The organism is Lysinibacillus sp. GbtcB16 (genome assembly GCF_019091145.1).
GTDB lineage: Bacteria > Bacillota > Bacilli > Bacillales_A > Planococcaceae > Lysinibacillus > Lysinibacillus fusiformis.
In genome coordinates, this window is the sequence record NZ_JAGXJV010000761.1 from 1 (window position 1) to 244 (window position 244).

The 244-nt window shown below is 44.7% G+C and carries 1 protein-coding gene; it reads left to right on the forward strand.

Going from position 1 to position 244, the window contains the following annotated elements; all coding sequences use genetic code 11:
- Positions 1-56: 56 nt before the first annotated feature.
- The coding region (locus tag KVT27_RS25820) for a GNAT family N-acetyltransferase (RefSeq protein WP_369009677.1) at positions 57-244 on the forward strand (188 nt) is incomplete at its 3' end.

Sequence of the window (244 nt, forward strand, 5' to 3'; positions counted from 1 at the left end):
TTTTCTGTTCAAGATTTAGATGGCTATGCGATCGGGTTCGGTTCGGGGGATAAGAAATGATAATCAGGACGGAGACGTCAAGTGATTATGAAGAAGTATTTCAATTGAATCATGCAGCATTCGGGCATAGGGAGGATGAATCCAGATTAGTTGAGCGGATTAGGCAATCCGAAGGATTTGTCCCTGAATTATCGCTTGTAGCGGAAGACAACGGCCGTGTAGTAGGGCATGCCTTATTCAGCAA